This is a genomic window from Bacillus cereus, from assembly GCF_002567495.1.
Classification (GTDB): Bacteria; Bacillota; Bacilli; order Bacillales; family Bacillaceae_G; genus Bacillus_A; species Bacillus_A cereus_AQ.
Window position 1 is genome coordinate 1 of record NZ_NVAP01000014.1, and the last position, 18,397, is coordinate 18,397.

Genomic DNA, 18,397 nt, shown 5'->3' on the forward strand with positions numbered 1-18,397 from the left:
TTTTCGGGGTTCACTTCAATGATAATTCATTGGCTTTTTTTATTTGTTTCGGTTCTAAAAAAAAGGAGTTGTCCATAATGTGTAATAATAAAGCGTAGCGGAGGAATGTGATGAAAGGGTCACCGTTTATACGTGGAACGATATTTTTAACGATGGCAACGATGATATCAAAAATGTTAGGGTTTATATATATTATACCATTTACAGCGATGGTCGGTACAAGTGGGTATGTTCTATACACGTATGCATATCGTCCTTATACCATCATGCTCAGTATAGCAACGATGGGATTACCGCTAGCAGTTTCAAAGATGGTATCAAAATATGATCAACTGAATGATTATCATACGGTTAAGAGAGTATTGAAAAGTGGAATTGTGTTCATGTTTATAATGGGAGTAATTTCGTGTTTTACTTTATATATGCTAGCTCCACATTTAGCTAAACTTGTAATCGATGGAAATGATCAAACGGGAAATAGTGTAGCAGCGGTCACAAATAATATTCAAATTGTAAGTTTTGCGTTAATACTTGTACCAGTAATGAGCTTGTTAAGAGGATTTTTTCAAGGATTTCAGTCAATGGGACCTTCTGCATTAAGTGTAGTTGTGGAGCAATTTTTTCGCGTCTTAACCATTTTGATAGGAAGCTTTGTCGTTTTATATGTTTTAAAAGCGTCTGTTTCGTTAGCAGTTGGTATTTCGACGTTCGGTGCATTTATGGGAGCTGTAGGTGGATTAACTGTTTTAAGTGCGTATTATATAAGAAGGAGAAGGCACTTAAAGAAAAAAGAGATGGCAAGTATACCACAAACAACAAAATCCTTTTTCTCATTATATAAGGAGCTTTTTACATATTCTATTCCTTTTGTTGTGGTGGGCTTAGCGATTCCGTTGTATCAGACGATTGATACATTTACAATTAATAAACTACTTATACAAATAGGGTATATGCAAGGAGAAGCAGAAAAAATTAATGCGATAATTGGTCTTGTTCAAATGGTTGTGCTCATCCCGGTATCCGTTGCGACTGCTTTTAGTATGTCTCTCGTACCAGAGATGACGAAAGCTTATACAGCAGGAAATACGAAGTTATTGTACAAACATTTTACGAGGACGAATATATTAGTAGTAGCGATTACGATACCGGCGGCAATTGGAATGATGGTGTTAGCCAATCCGGTATATACCCTTTTATTTGGTGCTGGAAATGATCCAGAGATGGGGAGAATCATTTTACAGTATTATGCTCCAGCTTGCATACTATTTTCTCTTTTTACAGTAACGGCTGCTATGCTACAAGGAATCAATCAACAGCAGAAGACTGTACTAGGATTGGTGATTGGAATTATTGTGAAGATAGTTTTAAATATTGTATTGCTTCCGTATTTCGATTATGTAAGTTTTATCATTTCAACATACGCGGGTTATACGATTTCAGTCGGGTTTAACTTGTGGATGCTTTCTAAATATGTTATAAAGGCAACATAAGCTTTTAAGGCAGAGAGCACTCTGTCTTTTTCTATGTTTATAAGATCCCGACCTCAAAATTCAGCGAAAGCAAAGAAGTTAGGTTGGGGTCGGGCTGCTCGTAAAAGCTCGATTGGTGAGGGCTAATAATCAGTGGGGATGAAGCCTCCCTATTGATTAAAGTTTCACTTTATAATTTTTTTTTTTATAAAAACGTTTTCAAAATAACTTTTCTATTGAAATTTAAACGTATGTTTCATATGCTGAGAATGGCGGTTTAAAAACTGTTATGTAAGAGAGGTAGATTCCTACATGTAAAAAGAATCGGGGTGATAGTATGTTAAATATTTATTTAACAGACCGAAACGGAAAACTACAAGAGATTGAGAAAATGCAAAAGGGGTGCTGGATTAATGTACTTCATCCAACAGAAGAAGAAATTCAATATCTAGTACAAACTTTAAATGTAGACTTAGATTTCATTAAAGACCCTTTGGATGATGAAGAACGCTCTCGTATTGAAAAGGAAGACAATAATACTTTAATTATCGTGGATATTCCGACAGTTAGACATGACGAAGAAGGAAATTCGATTTATGACACGATTCCAATAGGTATGATTGTTATGCCGGATTGTTTTGTTACAATCTGCTTAGAAGAAAATCCGATTTTTGAACGTTTTATTAATCAACGTATTAAAGAATTTTATACGTTTAAGAAGACGCGCTTTGCACTTCAGCTCTTATATACGATTTCTACTTATTATTTAAGATACTTAAAGCAAATAAATCGAAAAACAATTGATTTAGAGCATCAATTAAATCAGTCAATGAAAAATAAAGAGATTTTCACATTATTAGGCCTTGAGAAAAGTTTAGTATACTTTACAACGTCATTAAAGGCTAATAAAATTGTAATTCAAAAGTTAATGCGTAATAGTACATTTTTAAAAATGTATGAAGACGATCAAGATTTATTAGAAGATGTATTAATTGAAAATAAACAGGCTATTGAAATGGCGGAAATATATAGTCACATTTTAAGTGGAATGATGAATACTTTTAGCTCCGTTATATCAAATAATTTAAATAGTGTTATGAAACTCTTAACGTCTATTACGATCATATTATCGTTACCGACGATGGTTTCTAGTTTCTTTGGAATGAACGTAAAGGTTCCGTTTGAAGGGGAAGCCCACGGCTTTGTCATTGTACTCATCATATGTGTAACACTATCTTTCACGTTAGCTTTTGTTTTTTGGAAGAAACGTTACTTTTAACGATAAGAAAGCTGCTCTAGCATAGTTATACAACTGCGCTAGAGCAGCTTTTTTGCTATGAAATCTCAAATTTGGAGTAGAATATAACTTGCACAATGTAATGTATATGAAGGGTATGTAGTCCATATAAACCTTGTCCAATTAATAAAATAGGGTTAAAATTACATATTGTTAATGAAAAGTTGGAGGAAATACATCATGGAATTGTTTCAATTACCGAAAGCATTCCTGCAAATGAATACAATTTTTATCTCAATATTAATAGAAGCACTTCCGTTTGTGCTAATTGGTGTATTTATTTCAGGATTCATTCAAATGTTCGTGACAGAAGATATGGTGGCAAAATGGATGCCGAAGAACCGATTTCTGTCTGTTTTATTAGCTACTTTTTTAGGGATGTTATTTCCAGGTTGTGAATGTGGAATTGTTCCGATTGTAAGACGTTTAATCGGAAAAGGCGTTCCACCATACGCAGGGATTGCATTTATGTTAACTGGACCTATTATTAATCCAGTTGTATTATTTGCTACTTATGTTGCCTTTGGGAGTAGTATGCACATGGTATGGTATCGTTCTATTGTAGCGATTATCGTAGCCATTATCGTTGGAATTATATTATCCTTTATGTTTAAAGAACATCAATTAAGAGATGATCACTTCCCAGAAGTGAATAATAAGCGTCCATTACGTAAAAAAATGTGGGATGTATGTACACACGCTGTTGAGGAATTCTTCTCAATGGGAAAATATTTAGTACTAGGTGCGTTAATTGCAGCAGCGGTACAAACGTTTGTACAAACTTCAACACTTCTTGCTATTGGACAAGGTCCGTTTTCTTCATCAGCTGTTATGATGGGGCTTGCTTACATTTTATCACTTTGTTCAGAGGCAGATGCATTTATCGCTTCTTCGTTCCAAAGTACGTTTTCAACAGCTTCACTTGTCGCGTTCCTAGTTTACGGACCGATGGTGGATATTAAAAATATGTTTATGATGCTTGCGACATTTAAAACAAAATTTGTAATTGTCGTTACAGTTACAGTTACTCTTGTTGTTTATGCAAGCTCACTACTCATTTATGCGATGGGGTGGTAGGTTATGTTTCGAGCATATATATTATTAGGTTTTACAATATTAATTGCGCAGCTTCATATTTCCGGTAACATTACGAAGTATATCAATATGAAGTATGCTTATTTATCAACAACAGCAGCAATTATTTTAGGTTTCTTAACGATTGTACAAATTATTGTCGTTTTCCAGAAAGAACACCAAAAGGAAAAAGAGAAAAATGATTGCAGTTGTGATCATAGTCACTGCGGCCATGATCATTCGAAAGATGAAAATACATGGTGGAAAAAAGCATTTTCGTACACATTGTTCTGTTTTCCAATTGTCTCAGGCTTATTTCTCCCGATTGCAACGTTAGATTCAGATATTGTTAAGGCGAAAGGGTTTCATTTTCCTGTTGCGCAAGCAGAAAGTAAAGATCCATTTATGACAAGGCAATTTCTAAGACCTGATACGAGCATTTATTACGGAAAAGAAGGATACCGCGGTGTAATGGAAAAAGGGAAGAAAGAGTTTGTGACGAAAGATAGTGTTACTTTAAATGATGAAAACTTCCTTAAGGGCATGGAAACAATTTATAATTATCCTGGCGAGTTTACTGGGAAAAAATTATCTTTTAAAGGGTTTGTTTTTAAAGATGATTCTTCTAAAAAAGAACAATATTTCTTATTCCGTTTCGGTATTATACATTGCGTAGCGGATTCTGGTGTATATGGTATGTTAGTGAAAAAACCAGAAGGTGTAGAGTGGAATAATGATGACTGGATTCAAGTAGAAGGAGAGATAACTACTGAGTTTTATCAGCCATTTCATGCGAATATTCCTGTATTAGAAATAACAAAATGGAATAAAGTTGAACAGCCAAAAGAACAATATGTATTTAGAGGAGCCGATTGATAAGATCGGTTCTTTTTTGTGGACTAAAAGTTCTGAATGTTGTTAATATTAAACGTGTAGTTCATTTCGTATAGTGGTTATTGAAATATTAGGGATAAATCATTAAAGGGGTGCTAACAATGACGGAAGTACAAGGAAAAACTGCCAATGAGTCAAGAGTGTTCAAAACGAGCCGAGTATTCCCAACAGATTTAAATGATCATAACACGCTTTTTGGTGGAAAGATATTAGCGGAGATGGATATGGTTGCTTCTATTTCAGCATCCAGACACTCGAGAAAGGAATGTGTCACAGCATCTATGGATTGGGTAGATTTCTTACATCCTGTTCGTTCTTCAGATTGTGTTAGTTATGAATCTTTCGTAATTTGGACGGGAAGAACGTCGATGGAAGTGTTTGTGAAGGTAGTGGCTGAAGATTTAATTTCAGGTGAGAAGCGTATAGCGGCAACGTCGTTTGTTACTTTTGTTGCACTTAGTAAGGAAAATAATCCAGTTCCTGTACCGCGTGTTATCCCTGAAACAGAAGAAGAGAAAGAATTACATCGTATTGCTGTGTTACGTGCGGAACAGCGTCATATACGTAAGGCAGAGAGTAAGAAAGTAGCCACATTGCTAACTTTTTGAGATGAATATTTAGCCATTTAAGTTACTATAACAGGCGGAAATGGTTTTGAAATGAAAAGCGGACACCTAAAAATAGGTGTCCGCTTTTATAGTTTTTTCATCCACATATCATATGACAATAACTACTTAGCAGAAGCAAGCAGCACCGACGATGATTAAGAGGATAAATAATACGACTAATAGCGCAAATCCATTACCATGTGCGAAGCCCATTGTTATTTCCTCCTTTTATTTTAAGATACAACATACAATATGCAAATGAGCTATCGTTTGATATGGACATATATCATGCAATGACATATTTTCTTGAATGATAATGTAATAAAAAAGGGAAGATATAGAAATAACAGTAAGTGGAGAAAGGAATTTATCCATGAAGCACTTTTTCGCTGTAATCCTTTGTTTAATAGGTGTATTCATTTGGATGAACATCGATGTGGAAATGGGGAAGAAAATGGCTAGTGAAAATGAATTAGGGCAAGTTCGATTAGGTGAATTTCAACTATATACGAACGGTGAAGAGTTATATAGAAAATTATTTGAGGATATAAACGATGCAGAAAAGTATATATATATCCATTTTTATATTGTAGGAAAAGATGAAATAAGCCAAGAGTTTTTACAGTTATTAGAGAAAAAAGCATCTGGCGGAGTAGAAGTGAAATTGTCAGTTGACCGGATAGGTGGATATAAGCTGAAGAAAAAGGTAATTAGCCGATTAAAGGAAAACGGTGTGAAGTTTACATTTAGTAAAAAACCGAAACTGAAAAATATGTTCTATTCTTTGCATCAACGGAATCATAGACGTATTGTTACGATAGATGGAAAAGTATCATACGTCGGTGGCTTTAACATCGGAAAGGAGTACCTTGGACAAGATCCGAAGTTTGGGCCATGGCGTGATTATCACGTGCGCATCCGTGGAGATGGTGCAGCGGATATGGAAAGAAAGTTTACTGAAGATTGGAAAGAAGATACAGGAGAAAAAATGCCTGTACATGAAAGTTTACCTACAGTAGGAAATGTAAAATATCAATATTTATTTTCAAATGGAAAAGGTTTATGGGAAAAGTATGGGGCACTTTTAAAGAAGGCTAAAAAGTCTTTAATTATCGCTACACCATATTTTGTACCCAGTAAAGAAATGGTGAAAGAGTTAAAAGGGGCACTAAATCGTGGGGTTAATGTGAAAATTCTCGTGCCATTTAAAAGTGATGCCGTATTGTTAAAACAAGCTGCCTATCCATATTTGAAAGATATGTTACATGCTGGAGCGGAGATTTATCAATATCGAAATGGATTTTTTCACGGGAAAGTAACAATCATTGATGGAGAAATTGTTGATATTGGAACAGCGAATTTTGATAATAGAAGTTTTTATTTAAATTGCGAGTCTAACTGTATCATATATGATAAAACAGTTGTTGATGAAGTATGGAGTCGATTACAGGTAGACTTTCATAAATCAAAACGATTTTCTGAAGAAGATTTTGAGAAAATTAGTAGATGGGATTGGTTTTTAGCAAGAATAGCGAATGTATTAGCATCATATTTATAGCATATGGACAAAAGAGAAGGGAGGTACTTTAATGGACTGTATGAAAGAATTAATGAGATATAGTTATATGCTAATATACAAGGTTGGAGAGTATGCTGGAAAGGTCAGAGACGAAGAATTAAAAAATCTATTACAGCACCATTTACCTTATATGTTACAAGCATATAATGAACAAGTGAATTTTCAAGAAGGAGAGAATGTGCAGCATATAACTTGTGAAACAACGGAGTTTGATTTGTATGAAATGGAAAAGGAAATAGATAGTAAATATACAGGGGATATTCATATTGCAACCTGTTATATTGCGCACTTGAAACGATTAGCTCTAAAGTTTGCTCAAGTTGCAGTGGAAGTTGCTAATCCGGAGTTTCGCTCATTTTTGGAAAACTGTTTCCTGAAAATGAACCGTTACGCTTATAATGTGTGGCAATATGTTATGAAGAAGGAATATAAGATTACACATCCATATGAAAATGAAAAGTTTGCATGAGAAACTAAGGCGGAATGGTATGCGCCTTAGTTTTTTTACGTCCATTTAGAGAAGAAAACTAGTTTCATTGTGTATCGATTGGAAATGGAATATATAAATTAAAATTGGTTTTTGTTATCGGGAAATTTACAAAAATTTACCGTATATTTACTGTTTTTCAATCTCTCCTTTAAAAATAGAGAGTAATATGAGGTTGTACATATTCTATCACAAGGAGGAAACGCAAATGAACAAATGGGTTAAATCAATAACTGCTATGGCACTTGCAAGTTCTTTATTAATGGTAGGTTGTAGTAAAGGTGATGACAAGAAGAAAGAAGACGACACAACAACACAACAAGAGGACAAAAAGGATAAAGAAACAAGCGGCACTGAGAAATCTACTGATTCTAAAGAAAAGAAATAAAGTAATAATAAAGCTTCCTCTTATATATGAGGAAGCTTTTTGATTGTAAATTAACTGAGATTATTGAAAAATAGAGAGAGAATGAAAGAGGAGGAAAACAAATGAAAGTATGTATATTAGGAGCAACAGGTCGAGTAGGTTTGAACATAATAAAATTAGCATTAAAGGATTCAGTGGAAGTGACTGCGTTAGTTCGTGATTTGGATAAGATGACAATAAAGCACGAAAGGTTACAAGTTATAGAAGGAAACGTATTAAACGGAAATGATATAAAAGAAGCGGTAAAAGGTTGTGATATTGTAATTAGTGCACTTGGAACTGATCGGAATGAGACACTGAAGAAGAGTATGCCAAACATAATAAAACATATGGAAGAAGAGGGTGTTCAGAAAATCATTATAATAGGAACAGCCGGTATTTTACAAGCAAGAACAAATCCGAATTTATATCGTTTCCAATCAACGGAATCAAAACGGAAAACGACAACGGCAGCAGAAGATCATTTGGCTGCATATAAGGTGCTAAGTAATAGTAATAATTTATGTTGGACAGTTGTTTGTCCGACACATTTAATAGACGGTGAGGCGATAGAGGTATATCGAACTGAAAAAGATATATTGCCAGAAGGTGGATCGAAAATTACAGTAGGTGATACAGCACACTTTGCTTGGGAGTTATGTAATAAAAACATATATGAAAATAGTCGAGTAGGTATTGCGTATTAAAAAACCATCCCGAAGTCGGGATGGTTAAAAGATGATATAACATAGGAAGATGATAATCATAATGATTTGGAGAATTGCTTTCGCTACTGTACTGCTTAAAAAACCAACTACAGTAGCAACTCCAACTAGAAAGGCATCTTTTGGCGCTTTTTTATGCACTAGTTCTGTTATAAATACCGATAAGAACGGTATGATAATAAGTCCGAATGGTGGGAAGAAGAACGATCCGACAATGATAGAAATCATCCCGACACGTTCGCCCCATTTAGAACTACCGTATTTTTTTAAGAAATATCCATTTGCAATAAAATCAGCAACAAAAATGAAAAGAGTGAAAATGACTTGAATAATCCAAAAGGAAGTTGTTAATTCGCCTCCATTAATACCGAAATGGTAAATCAAATATCCAGCCCAGACAGCTAGTATGCCAGGGATAATTGGATAAATAAAGGCGAGAAATGAAACAATGAAACAGGCAATGATACAAATTGTTAATAAAACAGTCACTTTATAACTCCTTTTTAATATCTAATTTATGTACTGCAACTTTTTTGACTTGATGTCCATCAAGTTCTAATACTTTAAATTGAAAACCAGCATATTCGATGGAGTAACCAGCTTCAATATTTAAGTCAACTGCTTGAGAGAGAAGCCAGCCTCCGATTGTATCTAAATCACTATCATCAATATGTAGGCCAAACATATCATTTACTTCAGAAATGAGCACCTTTCCATCTAGAACAGTAAGCTTAGGTGTACGCTTTTCAATCATAGGTGATTCGTCCGCATCGAATTCATCTTGAATTTCTCCAATAATTTCTTCAAGAATATCTTCCATCGTTAAAAGACCGGCAGTGCCACCATATTCATCCATAACGATTGCCATCTGAACGCGATTTTTTTGAAGATGGACTAACGTTTTACGAATTGGAACTGTTTCAAATACAGTTAGAACAGGATGTATATAAGATTCAAGTGGTTTGTAAATACCTTTTGTTTGATCGTGGAATACTTCTTTCGTATTTATCATCCCGATGATATCATCTTTATCTTTTTCAATGATTGGATAGCGTGTATATTTTTCAGTTGCGACGATATCCATATTTTCTTCTAACGTATTTTCGGTAGATAAGCAAATCATTTCGGTACGAGGAACCATAATTTCTTTCGCAACTCGATCATCAAATTCAAAGATGTTATTTACATATTTATATTCGGTTTGGTTTATTTCGCCACTTTTAAAACTTTCACCTAAAATGAGGCGTAATTCTTCTTCAGAATGAGCAAGTTCATTTTCTTTCGCAGGCTCTAATCCGAGTAACTTTGTGAAAAATATAGCTGTACTATTAAGTAGCCAAATGAATGGATACATAATTTTATCAAATAAAATAAGTGGTCTTGCAAATTTGAGTGTGATTGCTTCTGCTTTTTGAATCGCGAAAGACTTTGGAACTAATTCACCTAATACAACGTGGAAAAATGTAATAACACTAAAAGCAATAACAAAAGATAAAGTGTTAGCCATTGTTCCAGTAATATTAATTTTTTCAAAGAGCGGTCGCAGTATATGTTCCACAGTCGGTTCACCAAGCCAACCAAGCCCTAAAGAAGTGATCGTAATCCCGAGCTGACAAGCTGATAAATAAACATCTAAATTAGATAGAACACTTCTTGCAGCTAAAGCTTGTTTATTACCTTCATTTGCAAGTTGGTCAATTCGGCTTTTTCGTACTTTTACAACAGCGAATTCTGATGCAACGAAAAAGCCCGAAATAAGAATAAGTACAAAGATGAGAAAAATATTTAATATGTCCAAGTGTGTTCTCTATTCCCTAGTTTGGAATAAAGATGTCACCTCCTGTGATTATGTTATACTTTTATAATAAATCCAAACGAAAAGAATAGTCAAAGAAAAAGGGTAAATATTGGTATGTTTCTGTAGTAGTTTTTGAATTTGCTGTTATTTTGTCCGCTATACAAAAGGAATAACCCCCTACTTTTAGATTATAGAGGGTTATTTCAAATTAAGGTTTTGGAATACTTCTCGTTAAAGTGTATGACTGTTGTTTGGCGTAGTTTGTGGTCCATAGTGTTTGAAGGAAAGAAAGTATACTATATGGGATATAGAGTAGTAATAAGCCGATTGTAACAATTATGGGTGAATTTCCGCCAAATTGAACGATAAATTGCAACAGTCCATTTGCATGAAAAACGCATTCCATAAAAACGAATGAAAGAATAATGGAACCTAAAATTGATTTATGATTCGAAGTAAGCGCCAAAAACAATGTATCTACAAGAAAAGAATCATGTTTTATTTCATATGCATTTGTGTTTTTTAAGAAAGGAATCCATTTTTTTATTGCTTGCATAACGATAATCATGGAAGTACTACATACGATGATAAAAGATGAGTAGTAAGGAAGGTTTATAAATTGTGCGACGTATAGAAGTAGTAATAAGACTGAACATTGTAATACTACAGTACAAAAAGAGTAAGGTATCCAATTCAATACAGTAGTAAACTTTTTAAATGATCTAGGTACTTTGAAAAATAAATGGCCGATACCTAAACTGATGAAGAATCCAATCGCAAGGGTAAAAGTAAAACGAACAATCGATATAAAATATAGCTCCCATATGTAAGGGAATAATGGTGTTGAATGATTAGAAGTATGTATCATTTGGTTTGCTGTGAAAAAGATAGATTCATGCATCCAATCAACCTTTGGAATTGATATAGAAGAAAGCTGTGCGAAGTTTTGAAAAATACTAATAAATCCATTTTGATAAGAGTAATTGTGTGTAATAAAAAGAGCTGGAATAGGACTTATGACAAAAATAACAATGACACCAATCATAAATTTGCATATATGCGAGCGTAACAAAGACATATAATCACCCACTCTTTGAATATTCAGAAAATTCTTATTCTTATTTTATCCGTTTTTGGAGCAAGTTACAATATATTTTTCTTTACGCAATGACATATGGATAGTTTTAAATTGTTTTTAGAAATCTATTTTATGTGTGGAATATAAAGTAGAAAATAATATGTAGCAGTGCAAATACAAAAAGCGTGAACAGTTTAGCATTTTCACGCTTTTTGTATGGAATGAAGAGAAATGTAGGGAAATGTCGAAAGGATTAAATAGATTTTTTAAATTGGAAAGTGATACGATTAAATTAAACAATGTTTAAATCGTTGTTTAACTAATAAATTCTAGAGGGGGAGATAAATTGGGGGGGAATGAAAACGTATCAACGAAAGAAAAGATTTTAAATACAACATTGGAATTAATTAAAAAAGAAGGTTTTGAAAGGGTAACGATAAGGAAAATTGCAGCATTGTCAGATGTAAATATTGCGCTTGTAAATTACCATTTTGGTTCAAAAGAAAAGTTGATTAGTGAGACGATTAAAGTCTTATTAATTAGCTTTCAAGGTACTTTTTCTATTTTAGATAATATTACAGTGCCAGCAAAAGAAAGATTGAAAATATTTTTATTGGATTATGTACTAGTAATTCGGCAATATCCTGAGTTAGTTAGGAAGATAATTGCAATGGGAACTACGGTATTTACATCTCAATACGAATATGGGGATTTTTTGAAGAGGCTAGGTTTTAGTAAAGTGAAGAATATTTTGAGTGAAATAACAAATGAAACGGATCAGGAAATTTTAATGATGATGACAGTGCAAATATTTGGATCCATTTTTCTTCCAACATTAATGATGCCAATTCTCGAATCAGGTGCAGATATAAGAGTACTGCCTATAGAAAAACAGATTGATTTCCTATTTGAACGCTATTTTTAGAAAAATTGAGATAGTGGGTGATAGAGATGGTTAGTTTCTTTAGAAAGCATTGGTATGATATAGGGCTAGTTGTGGCTATTGTTGTGGCTGTTTGTTTAGTCGCGAATTTGGGAGAAATGAGTGAAATAAAAGTACTGTTAGTGTTAAGTTTTGTGGCCATTTTAGTGCATCAATTTGAAGAGTATCGTTGGCCAGGTTATTTTGCTGGTCTATTTAATGTAGTTATATTTAAAAGTGATATACCAGATCGCTATCCATTAAATATGCAATCTGCTATGGTAATAAATATTTTGATTGCGTATGTTTTTTATTTACTGCCAGTTTTCTTTCAAAATATAATATGGCTTGGATTGGCACCTATTTTAATGGGATTTTTTCAATTCATATGGCATGGTATTTTTGCGAATATAAAAGCTAAAACAATATACAATCCGGGATTAGGTGCGGTTGTATTACTACATGTTCCGATTGGTTATGTATATATGAGATATATTCTTTTACACAATCTGGCTACAAATTTGGATTGGTTATTGGGGATGATTTACTTTCTAATCGCTACCTATTTTTTAATTATAAAAGGAAATATGTTAATGAAAAGTAAGGAAACAAATCATTACTTTTCTAAAAAACAATTAGGTCCGTACAATGATACATTAAAGTAATTCAGAATTCAGAGGGAGGGTTTTTGATGCTGAAGAAAGTGCAAGTGAAGGATTCATGAATAAATTATGACAAGAAAATGAATAATTTTCAGAAAAATAAAATAAATCATTTATTTTTTTCTGAAAATATAATATAGTTATGGCACAGAAAGTATTTTAACATAAGGAGGCTTTTTATGAGGATTAAAGGGAATTACGTGCCGAAAAGGGAAGTTTTACTGTGCTCAAGTTCGATTACGATAGGAGAAGCACTAGAGCATTTAAATAAAACGGGGTATCGTTGTGTACCAGTTTTAGATGAAAAAAAAGAGAAATTTTTAGGGAATATATATAAAGTAGATATTTTAGAATATAAAGGATCACTTGACGAGAGTATAATACAATTATTGAACGATAAAGAAGGGTTTGTGAGAGAGGATTCATCTTTCTTCAAAGTATTTTTTACAATAAAAAAATTGCCTTATTTATCAGTAGTTGACGAAAAAGGAATTTTCCTTGGAATTTTAACGCATAAAAAAGTTTTTGAGTTATTAGAGGATGCATGGGGCGTTCACTCTAGTAAATACTCTGTCATGATTGGAACGCAAGACTATAATGGAGCAATCCAAAAGTTATCGACAGTTTTAAAGAAATACACTGGTATTCAAAGTTTGATGACTTTTGATAATGATGCTCTATTAGTTCGTAGAATTATGTTTACATTAGGAGAAGAGTTTGTAGATGGTGAATTAGAAACACTTCAAAAAGATTTAGAAGATCATGGATTTAGAGTTGTGTATGTAGAAGAGATGAATAATCCACGTGAAGTAGAAACGATAGAGTAACATGCAAAAGCCGTCTAAATTATGTTAGATGGCTTTTGAAGTTATTTGAAAATAATAGTATAGAATGAGTCTAGTGCACAAATAACATTTGTGTGAAAGAATATAAAATGTAGATAATTTTGATTTTCAAAAAAATCAATTTGAAAATATGTTTTTATTTTTCAAGTAAATATGTTACTATATGTGTGATAAAAACAAAGAGGTCTGACAACTATACTCCACGTAATAACACTCTAATGATTTAAAAATTCAAAAAAATCAAAAATTAAAAATAACAATTGTATTAATGATTAGAGTAATAATAAGGGGAATGGAGAAATTATGGAGAAAGACACTGCTTTGTAAGGGGCATATTTTATCATCTTGAGCAGAGAGGAGGATGCATAGCATATTGTGAAAATAGAGATAAACAATGAAAAAGTGCTATGCAAATGAAAAGTATGAAGGGACGATTGAGGCCAGGTGATACGGTAGCAATTGGTTTAATGCTATTTGCATTATTTTTAGGAGCAGGAAATTTAATTTTCCCGCCAGTTTTAGGTCAACAAGCAGGAGAGAATGTTTGGATTGCTACGATAGGATTCCTTGTAACGGGAGTCGGATTACCCCTATTAGCTGTAACAGCTGTCGCGTTTGTAGAGGGGGACTTGAAAGCGCTATCTTCTAGAGTCCACCCTATATTTGCGTTTATTTTCCCATTGATTAGTTATTTAGCAATTGGACCATTTTTCGCGATTCCGCGTACTGGAGCCGTTTCGTTTGAAATGGGTATGAAGCCGTTTTTATCAGAGGCAATGGTTTCAGAGTGGTACATGCTATTTCTTTTCACTTTAGTTTTCTTCGGAATAACGTGGTATTTATCATTAAATCCATCTAAATTAGTGGATTGGTTTGGAAAATTTCTTACGCCACTATTGGTATTAATTGTTGCTGTTATTGTCGGAAAGGCAATTATTGATCCAATTGGAGAGCCGGCTGCTCCACTAGCTGCTTACCAAGAAAATGCTTTCTTTGGTGGATTTATTCAAGGGTATTTAACGATGGATGCAATTAGTGCTCTCGTATTTGGAATTGTCGTTGTACAAGTTATTCGCTCTAAAGGGATAAAAGAGAGTAGTCAAATTGCAAAAATAACAGTCGTATCAGGTATTATTGCTGTACTTGGTTTAACGTTAATCTATTTATCACTTGCTTATCTTGGTTCAACAAGTACATCACTTGGTGTCTCAGAAAACGGTGGTCTTATTTTAACGAATGTTGTAAATGAGCTATATGGGACGAGTGGTAAAGTTTTATTAGGACTTGTTATTATACTCGCTTGTTTAACAACTTCTGTTGGGTTAACATCAGCTTGTGCGGGCTTCTTTACAAACCTATTCCCAAAACTTTCGCATAAAACGATTGTAACAATGGTATGTGTGTTTAGTTTAATTGTATCTAACTTAGGTTTAACACAATTAATCGCAGTTACTTTACCAGTGTTAATGATCATTTATCCAGTTGCAATTGTATTAATCGTACTTTCGTATTTCCATAAATGGATTGGGAAGCGTAATACAATTTATATTGGAGCTATTTTAGGTGCATTGTTAATTAGTTTCTTTAACGGTTTAGAAAGTGCGAAAATTAAAATTGACGCAATTTCTAATGTGCTACAAATGTTACCGTTATATAAAGAAGGAATCGGATGGTTAATTCCATCATGTATTGGCGGGATTCTCGGTTTCTTCTTCTATAAATCAAATGAATCAAGTGAATTACAAAAGAAAGGTGCTTAGGCGCCTTTCTTTTTTTGAAGGGGATTTTTGTATTTTGTCTAAGTAATAATTGGGAGGAATGATAAAATGGCTAATTTCGAAGATTTTTTAAACTTGGATTTGCGAATTGGAACTGTAATACATGCAGAGGAATTTAAAGAAGCGAGAGTTCCAGCGATTAAACTAGCAATTGATTTTGGGGAAATTGGAATAAAGCAGTCAAGTGCTCAAATTACGAAAAGGTATAGTTCAGAAGATTTAGTCGGTCAACAAATTGTTGCTGTTGTAAATTTTCCGCCAAAGCGTGTAGCTGGATTTAAATCGGAAGTGCTTGTATTAGGGGGAGTTCCTGAAGCTGGTGATGTTGTGTTGCTTCAGCCTAATATGGAATTGCCAAATGGAACGAAAATTAGTTAGTGTGAAGGTAGGGGGCAATATGGATATCGGACGAGAATATTTACAATGTGCCATTTCTAATTTTAAAGCGACAAAGCAGCAAGGAGAACGGGCGCTTTCTCAATTATCATACGAACAAATACAATGGTCTTCTCATGAAGAAACAAATAGCATAGCGATTATAATGAAACATTTGCACGGTAATATGCGTTCCAGATGGACGGATTTTTTAACATCTGATGGTGAAAAAGTTGATCGTGACCGAGATGGTGAATTTGAAGGAGGCTATTCTTCAAAGGAAGAAGCCCTTGCAGCGTGGCAAGAAGGATGGGAATCCGTTTTTAATACGATGAATACGATATTGCCGGAACATCTATTGAAGACGGTATACATTCGTGGTGAAGCTCATACGGTCCTGCAAGCAATCGAAAGACAAATTTCCCATTATGCATTACATATTGGCCAGATTATTTGCATTGGTAAAATGTTAAAAGAAAATAAATGGGAGTGTTTAAGTATTCCGAGAGGCCATTCAACACGTTATTTAGAGAAAAAACGTTCAACATAATAATATGAAAGAAATCGATATAAAATAGGAAGCAAAAAAATAAGCCAAATGATAGATGGCTCTGCAATCATAAGAATACTGCCTACAATCAGTACATATATAATGAGAAAGAAAGCGAAAAGTGTATTTATAGGGAGAAAACATGAGGTGAACAGTTGCTGCTGTTTAAAACAATTGCTATGAAACAAATATAAACGGAAGTACCATGTGGCGGTAATAAGATCTTTCTTTCTCGCAATTCTTTTTTTGCATGTATGACAGATAAATGGTGGTTTCATTTTATTACGCTCCGTTTTTTATATTCGAAATAAGATGAGACAAAAGTAGGTGCAAAGTATATATCCCTATATACGCTCCTGCAATAAGGAAAAATGGATTCAGTAAAATTCCATGAATGCTCGTCATGAAAACTAAATTGTGTATTAAAACATCATAAATAGTAATAGAAACAATTGTTCCTAGGACATACAGTGCTAAGTAGGCAGAAATATGTAACACAATACGGACTGTAGGATGTTTAGCAAGTAAATAAAAAATAAAGGATAGAACAATTGGCGATGTTCCAATTAATAGCTTCAATTCATTTCACCTCATTAACAATATAGCCGGAATTTTAACGGTCTATTCTCTAGGGCTTGTACATAACTTGAAGTAGAGAGGGTGATAGTATGAATCGTGGCTTTTTTTATATGAAGTTTACAAGTATGCGTAAGTTAGTTTTATTTGTTATTACTACAGTACTAGCGACTTTTTTTCTTATTAGTATGATGGTAACCTCTATGAAAGAGACGAAGTCAACGTATTTATATAATTGGTTAAATGAGTTATCGATGAATGGCTACATGTACGTACTTGGAAAAGAGAATCACTATTTTACACAGGAGTATCGAAACTTGAGTCAAGATTTTTCTATTTCTTCTTTTCTCTTTTCTATGGCTACAAATATTCGCTTTGATGATGTGCGCAGTTTTGTTGGGAAAGAGTTACCCGGGTTTGGTAAGTACGATACAGAAATTGTTATTGCGGGTGAGGGCACAAATTATTCTAACTTACCGATAGAGTCGAGCGTTCCTCTTGAAGAAGTAGTGAAGGAACGGACTAGTGGAACTGGACAAGCACCTAAACAAGATACGAATAAAGAGAAAAAGCAGCCGTCCCAAACGACCGGGAAAAGACAAGTTGCATTTATTTATCATACACATAGCTGGGAATCTTATTTACCTTTACTTAACTTAACGAATGACCCGGATCCGAATAAAGCAACGAGTTCAGTATCTAATATTTCCATATTAGGAGACCGTTTCCGTGAACAACTAGAAGGGGAAGGGATTGGAGCTACTAACGATAAGAGTGATGTTGGTCAAAAATTAATAAGTAAAGGTTTAAACAGTAATAGTTCGTATAAGGTGTCTCGAGAAATTGTGCAGCAAGCTATGGCTGGCAATAAAGATCTTCAATACTTTTTTGATTTGCATCGTGATAGTGCTCGGAAGAATGTCACGACAAAAACAATTGGAGATAAATCATATGCGAAGCTTGCATTTGTAGTAGGGAAAGGCAACAAAAACTATGAAAAAAACTTACAATTAGCAACAGCTTTACATGAGGCGATTAATAAGAAATATCCAGGAGTAAGTCGTGGTGTCATTCAAAAAGGGTTCCAAACAGGAAATGGAATCTATAATCAAGATTTATCAGGACAAGCGATATTAATTGAAGCTGGCGGTGTAGATAATACAGAGGAAGAACTAAATCGATCAATTGATGCACTTGCTAAAGCATTTAGTGAATATTTTTGGCAGGCAGAAAAAGTGAATGGATAAAGTGAAACTTGAATTAGCCAGAAGACT

General features: G+C 33.8%; 22 protein-coding genes. 16 read left to right on the forward strand and 6 right to left on the reverse strand.

Going from position 1 to position 18,397, the window contains the following annotated elements:
• Window positions 1–110: 110 nt before the first annotated feature.
• The 5 genes from COK05_RS06915 to COK05_RS06935 all read left to right on the forward strand — a co-directional run bounded on the left by COK05_RS06915 (window position 111) and on the right by COK05_RS06935 (window position 5,342).
• Window positions 111–1,490, forward strand: coding sequence for a putative polysaccharide biosynthesis protein (locus COK05_RS06915; RefSeq protein ID WP_098611989.1), 1,380 nt, complete (start codon window positions 111–113; stop codon window positions 1,488–1,490).
• 316 nt (window positions 1,491–1,806) lie between these two features.
• Entirely contained in the window at window positions 1,807–2,748 is a 942-nt protein-coding gene (locus COK05_RS06920) for a magnesium transporter CorA family protein (RefSeq protein ID WP_098611990.1), read from the forward strand.
• Between the two features lie 198 nt (window positions 2,749–2,946).
• Window positions 2,947–3,843 (forward strand): permease, encoded by an 897-nt coding sequence (locus tag COK05_RS06925; protein WP_098611991.1) that lies wholly within the window; start codon window positions 2,947–2,949, stop codon window positions 3,841–3,843.
• 3 nt (window positions 3,844–3,846) lie between these two features.
• Window positions 3,847–4,716, forward strand: coding sequence for a TIGR03943 family putative permease subunit (locus tag COK05_RS06930; protein WP_098611992.1), 870 nt, complete (start codon window positions 3,847–3,849; stop codon window positions 4,714–4,716).
• A gap of 119 nt (window positions 4,717–4,835) precedes the next feature.
• The gene (locus COK05_RS06935) at window positions 4,836–5,342 is read left to right on the forward strand and encodes an acyl-CoA thioesterase (protein WP_141538927.1); all 507 of its coding nucleotides are present in this window, start codon (window positions 4,836–4,838) and stop codon (window positions 5,340–5,342) included.
• A gap of 126 nt (window positions 5,343–5,468) precedes the next feature.
• Here COK05_RS06935 and COK05_RS06940 read toward each other — a convergent pair whose 3' ends face one another.
• The gene (locus COK05_RS06940; RefSeq protein WP_000505094.1) at window positions 5,469–5,555 is read right to left on the reverse strand and encodes a YjcZ family sporulation protein; all 87 of its coding nucleotides are present in this window, start codon (window positions 5,553–5,555) and stop codon (window positions 5,469–5,471) included.
• Between the two features lie 160 nt (window positions 5,556–5,715).
• On the opposite strand from COK05_RS06940, the gene cls reads away from it, so the two are divergent.
• The 4 genes from cls (at window position 5,716) to COK05_RS06960 (ending at window position 8,521) form a co-directional block, all read left to right on the forward strand.
• Complete coding sequence (gene cls, locus COK05_RS06945) at window positions 5,716–6,900, forward strand: cardiolipin synthase (protein WP_141538928.1); 1,185 nt, start codon at window positions 5,716–5,718, stop codon at window positions 6,898–6,900.
• Between the two features lie 31 nt (window positions 6,901–6,931).
• Window positions 6,932–7,390, forward strand: coding sequence for a spore coat protein (locus COK05_RS06950; protein ID WP_098611994.1), 459 nt, complete (start codon window positions 6,932–6,934; stop codon window positions 7,388–7,390).
• A gap of 226 nt (window positions 7,391–7,616) precedes the next feature.
• On the forward strand, window positions 7,617–7,796 hold the full coding sequence (locus COK05_RS06955) for a hypothetical protein (RefSeq protein WP_141538930.1): 180 nt from the start codon (window positions 7,617–7,619) through the stop codon (window positions 7,794–7,796).
• A 101-nt stretch (window positions 7,797–7,897) separates the two neighbouring features.
• Window positions 7,898–8,521: an NAD(P)-dependent oxidoreductase gene (locus tag COK05_RS06960; protein WP_098611996.1), complete on the forward strand. Its 624-nt coding sequence runs from the start codon at window positions 7,898–7,900 to the stop codon at window positions 8,519–8,521.
• Between the two features lie 24 nt (window positions 8,522–8,545).
• On the opposite strand, the gene COK05_RS06965 is transcribed toward COK05_RS06960, so the two are convergent.
• The 3 genes from COK05_RS06965 to COK05_RS06975 all read right to left on the reverse strand — a co-directional run bounded on the left by COK05_RS06965 (window position 8,546) and on the right by COK05_RS06975 (window position 11,415).
• Window positions 8,546–9,028 carry a DUF456 domain-containing protein gene (locus COK05_RS06965; protein ID WP_000217334.1) on the reverse strand — a complete coding sequence of 161 codons (483 nt, stop codon included), beginning with the start codon at window positions 9,026–9,028 and terminating at the stop codon, window positions 8,546–8,548.
• Window position 9,029: 1 nt separating this feature from the next.
• A complete protein-coding gene (locus tag COK05_RS06970) occupies window positions 9,030–10,337 on the reverse strand; it encodes a hemolysin family protein (protein ID WP_023521750.1) in 1,308 nt (435 codons plus the stop codon).
• A gap of 208 nt (window positions 10,338–10,545) precedes the next feature.
• Entirely contained in the window at window positions 10,546–11,415 is an 870-nt protein-coding gene (locus tag COK05_RS06975) for a hypothetical protein (protein WP_098611997.1), read from the reverse strand.
• 346 nt (window positions 11,416–11,761) lie between these two features.
• Between COK05_RS06975 and COK05_RS06980 the strand changes: the two genes are divergently transcribed.
• The 6 genes from COK05_RS06980 to COK05_RS07005 all read left to right on the forward strand — a co-directional run bounded on the left by COK05_RS06980 (window position 11,762) and on the right by COK05_RS07005 (window position 16,547).
• Window positions 11,762–12,340: a TetR/AcrR family transcriptional regulator gene (locus COK05_RS06980; protein ID WP_098611998.1), complete on the forward strand. Its 579-nt coding sequence runs from the start codon at window positions 11,762–11,764 to the stop codon at window positions 12,338–12,340.
• A 17-nt stretch (window positions 12,341–12,357) separates the two neighbouring features.
• On the forward strand, window positions 12,358–13,002 hold the full coding sequence (locus COK05_RS06985) for an HXXEE domain-containing protein (RefSeq protein WP_098611999.1): 645 nt from the start codon (window positions 12,358–12,360) through the stop codon (window positions 13,000–13,002).
• 176 nt (window positions 13,003–13,178) lie between these two features.
• On the forward strand, window positions 13,179–13,826 hold the full coding sequence (cbpA, locus tag COK05_RS06990; RefSeq protein ID WP_098612000.1) for a cyclic di-AMP binding protein CbpA: 648 nt from the start codon (window positions 13,179–13,181) through the stop codon (window positions 13,824–13,826).
• Window positions 13,827–14,266: 440 nt separating this feature from the next.
• Window positions 14,267–15,604, forward strand: a complete 1,338-nt coding sequence (brnQ4, locus tag COK05_RS06995) for a branched-chain amino acid transport system II carrier protein BrnQ4 (protein WP_427272158.1) — start codon at window positions 14,267–14,269, stop codon at window positions 15,602–15,604.
• A 66-nt stretch (window positions 15,605–15,670) separates the two neighbouring features.
• Window positions 15,671–16,000, forward strand: a complete 330-nt coding sequence (csaA, locus tag COK05_RS07000) for a chaperone CsaA (RefSeq protein ID WP_098612002.1) — start codon at window positions 15,671–15,673, stop codon at window positions 15,998–16,000.
• On the forward strand, window positions 15,981–16,547 hold the full coding sequence (locus COK05_RS07005; RefSeq protein WP_141538932.1) for a DUF1572 domain-containing protein: 567 nt from the start codon (window positions 15,981–15,983) through the stop codon (window positions 16,545–16,547). The genes csaA and COK05_RS07005 overlap by 20 nt, the downstream gene beginning before the upstream one ends.
• Here COK05_RS07005 and COK05_RS31625 read toward each other — a convergent pair.
• On the reverse strand, window positions 16,520–16,825 hold the full coding sequence (locus COK05_RS31625) for a permease (protein ID WP_098612004.1): 306 nt from the start codon (window positions 16,823–16,825) through the stop codon (window positions 16,520–16,522). The genes COK05_RS07005 and COK05_RS31625 overlap by 28 nt on opposite strands.
• A 4-nt stretch (window positions 16,826–16,829) precedes the next feature.
• Window positions 16,830–17,126: a hypothetical protein gene (locus COK05_RS07015; protein WP_098612005.1), complete on the reverse strand. Its 297-nt coding sequence runs from the start codon at window positions 17,124–17,126 to the stop codon at window positions 16,830–16,832.
• Window positions 17,127–17,215: 89 nt separating this feature from the next.
• Here COK05_RS07015 and spoIIP point away from each other — a divergent pair, with 89 nt between their 5' ends.
• Complete coding sequence (gene spoIIP, locus COK05_RS07020; protein WP_098612006.1) at window positions 17,216–18,370, forward strand: stage II sporulation protein P; 1,155 nt, start codon at window positions 17,216–17,218, stop codon at window positions 18,368–18,370.
• Window positions 18,371–18,397 lie beyond the last annotated feature (27 nt).